The following is a 3,124-nucleotide window of genomic DNA, read 5'->3' on the forward strand; positions in this document are numbered from 1 at the left end:
CTTTTATAGGCACCCATTTCTCTGATTCTGCCAGCGACGAACACCAGGCTCTGCCACGGCATGAGCCCTTCGGTCGCACTGTTCGAGGGGCTGAAGGAGCTGAGACCAAGGCGCGCGAACCCCCTGTCCGACACAGCTCTCCGCTGCGCAAAACAGTCGAGTCGGAACCTCAGGGGATACGTCGCGAAAGCAGTTCGGTAAAGCGCTTGTAGGCTTCATCCCACTGCGCCGTATGCTCTGGCTCGTAACGCTGCATGCTGGACGAGGCCCGGACGATATTGCGGATCTGAGACAAAGACCCCACCGAACCGCTGGTGCGCGCCTGCATGAGGACGTTCCCCAGAGCCGTTGCTTCGACAGGCCCCGTAATCACAGGGCGTCCCGTCGCATTCGCGGTGAATTGATTGAGCAGATCGTTCTGCGTTCCCCCGCCGACGATATGAATGACCTCGACCCGTTCGCCGGAAAGCTCTTCCAGCCAGCTCAAGACCAGGCGGTACTTCAGAGCCAGACTCTCGAGAGCACAGCGGATCAGGCCCCCGTCCGTGTCGGGAATCTCCTGATACGTCTTTCGACACCAGTCCCGAATCGCCTCGGGCATATCATGCGGAGCCAGGAAGGCGGAAGAATCGGGATCAACGAACGCGCGGAAAGGTCGTGCATCGCTCGCCACTTGCGCCAGCAAGCCATAGTCGTAAGGAGCCCCGTTACGCTCGAATGACTTGCGACACTCCTGCACCAGCCACAGCCCCATGATGTTCTTCAGCAGCCGGTACGTTCCATCGATACCCCCTTCATTGGTCACATTCAGTTCCAGTGCCCGTGGCGTGAGGACCGCATGAGGTAATTCCAGTCCCATCAGCGACCAGGTTCCGGAACTGATATAGGCCCAGTTCGCCGAACCGGTTCGCTCTGTAGGAACCGCCGCGATCGCAGCCCCGGTATCATGCGTTGCGGGTGCGACAACCTCGAGGCGAGACAGTCCGGATCGTCGCGCAACATCCTCACGCAACCGCCCCAGCTTCGTCCCGGGGCTGACCACTTCCGGCAACATGTGAGTCGGCAGGCCGAGCTTTCGAAGCATATCGAGCGACCAGTTCTGATTGGTCGGATGATACATTTGCGACGTCGTTGCATTCGTGAATTCCACGACGCGGCTTCCCGACAGCAGCCAGTGGAAGAAGTCGGGGATCATCAGGAATTTATCGGCCAGTTCCACCAGCGCCGGGTTCGACTCATTCATCGCCAGCAACTGGTAAAGCGAGTTAATCTCCATGAACTGGAGACCGGTGTTCGCAAAAATTTCCGGGCGAGGTACCCTCTGAAACGCGTGTTCCATCACTCCGCGCGTGCGGGCATCGCGATAGTGGTACGGCTGGCCCAGCATCTCGCCCGTTTTCGACAAGAGCACAAAGTCGACCCCCCAGGTGTCGACCCCCACTGAGACAATGCTTTGTCCGAACCGCGCCGCGGCCTTCTGAAGCCCCACCTGAATTTGCGACCACAACCGCAGCAAGTCCCACCGCATGGTGTCAGCAAGATTGACAGGTCCATTGGAAAATCGGTGCAGTTCTTCCAGACGAATCCTCTGCCCATCGAACAAGCCGGCCATCACGCGACCGCTTTCAGCACCCAGATCGATTGCCAGATATACCTGTTCCGCCATCTCCGCTCTCTCCTGCCGAGTGATGCTCACTGACTGCTGTTTGTTGATGGATTCAATCGCGATTGCGTTCGACGCCAACGCCACACTGTGCCACGATTCGACTTAGGTAGATGCACAACGCACATCCTCTGTCGATGACGCTCGTTCGACGCTCACAAGCGCAGGAAACTCCTGCACGGTTCACAAGAAGCCGAATACCCGCGTGGCTGACGTGAAGTGAATGGATCTCTCCACGCTGGCCGAGCCCGCCATGATAGCGGTCCCTGCGCACGGGGGGGAGCGTCGTTCGACGATGCAAATCCTTCCCATCCGGTGAAGTCCACCCCTCCAGACCACCCAAACGGAAAATCCACACATCCCACAGAAACCAACCAACACGTGAACTTGACTCTATTTCGTAAAATCAGTCGCCAGCCTCCATGGAATCTATTGTAATGGTGTCAAAGACTGATTGACGGTGCGCGATTCTGCTCGGAATCCTGTTAACGCTGCGTTTTCAGGGACCGTTCCGTGGGAATCACCCTCTCGCGGGACAACCTCCTCCCTCCGATGGCGGCAGCGCTCAGTAATTCAGCCATTGGCTATACTCCTTCACCTCAATTCATCCACGCACGGGGCGCCGCAAACCCCACGTGGATTCGAAGAGTCACCATGCCCTCATTTGATCTCCCCTCGCTCTCGATCATCCAGGATGAGCCGCCAGAATCCTTTGAGATCGATCCGATCTGTGGAATGAAGGTCGATCCCAAGACGGCGATCTGGTGCGACCGGGATGGCCAGCGATGGTACTTCTGTGCCGAGTACTGCCGAACAAAGTTTCTCAACCCCCCAACAGCACCGCAGGGGCCCCCTCCCCCGGGAACAAAATACTTCTGTCCGATGTGCCCCGAGGTGACGAGTGACCATCCCGCAAGTTGCCCCATCTGCGGCATGCCACTGGAACCTGATCTCACGACAGGAAACGGAGCGGGCGATGACGCCGGGCAGCAAGACCTGTGGCGTCGATTTATCGTCGCGCTCATTTGCACTGTCCCACTCTTTATCCTCGCGATGGGCCCCATGGTGGGCATCCCACTGGATCGGATGATCTCTCCATCCACGTCGGGAATCGTACAACTGGTACTGACACTCCCTGTCGTGACCTGGTGCGGCTGGCCCTTCTGGATCATCGGTGCCAAGTCCCTTTCTACACGCCAGTGGAACATGTTCACCCTGATCCTGCTGGGAGTCGGCGCCGCCTTCGGCTTCAGTCTGGGAATGCTGCTCACCGGAGGTGACCATCATCACGGCTACTATTTCGAATCGGCGGCGGTGATCACGACCCTGGTCCTGCTTGGCCAGATCCTCGAAGGAAGTGCCCGGCGACGCACGGGAGAAGCCATCCGGGAACTGATGGAACTGGTTCCGCCGACTGCACACGTCATTCGCGACGGAATGGAATTGGACCTTCCCCTTGCC

Annotated in this window: 2 protein-coding genes; one reads left to right on the forward strand and one right to left on the reverse strand. The window is 58.5% G+C overall.

The window, feature by feature from the left end; translation table 11 throughout:
- Positions 1-169: 169 nt before the first annotated feature.
- On the reverse strand, positions 170-1,666 hold the full coding sequence (locus tag VGE80_RS24945) for a rhamnulokinase (RefSeq protein WP_440594534.1): 1,497 nt from the start codon (positions 1,664-1,666) through the stop codon (positions 170-172).
- Between the two features lie 651 nt (positions 1,667-2,317).
- On the opposite strand from VGE80_RS24945, the gene VGE80_RS24950 reads away from it, so the two are divergent.
- Positions 2,318-3,124 (forward strand): heavy metal-binding domain-containing protein (locus VGE80_RS24950; protein ID WP_440594535.1); only part of this gene is annotated, 807 nt, incomplete at its 3' end.

It is taken from the genome of Schlesneria sp. (assembly GCF_036405755.1).
Taxonomy (GTDB): Bacteria; Planctomycetota; Planctomycetia; order Planctomycetales; family Planctomycetaceae; genus Schlesneria; species Schlesneria sphaerica.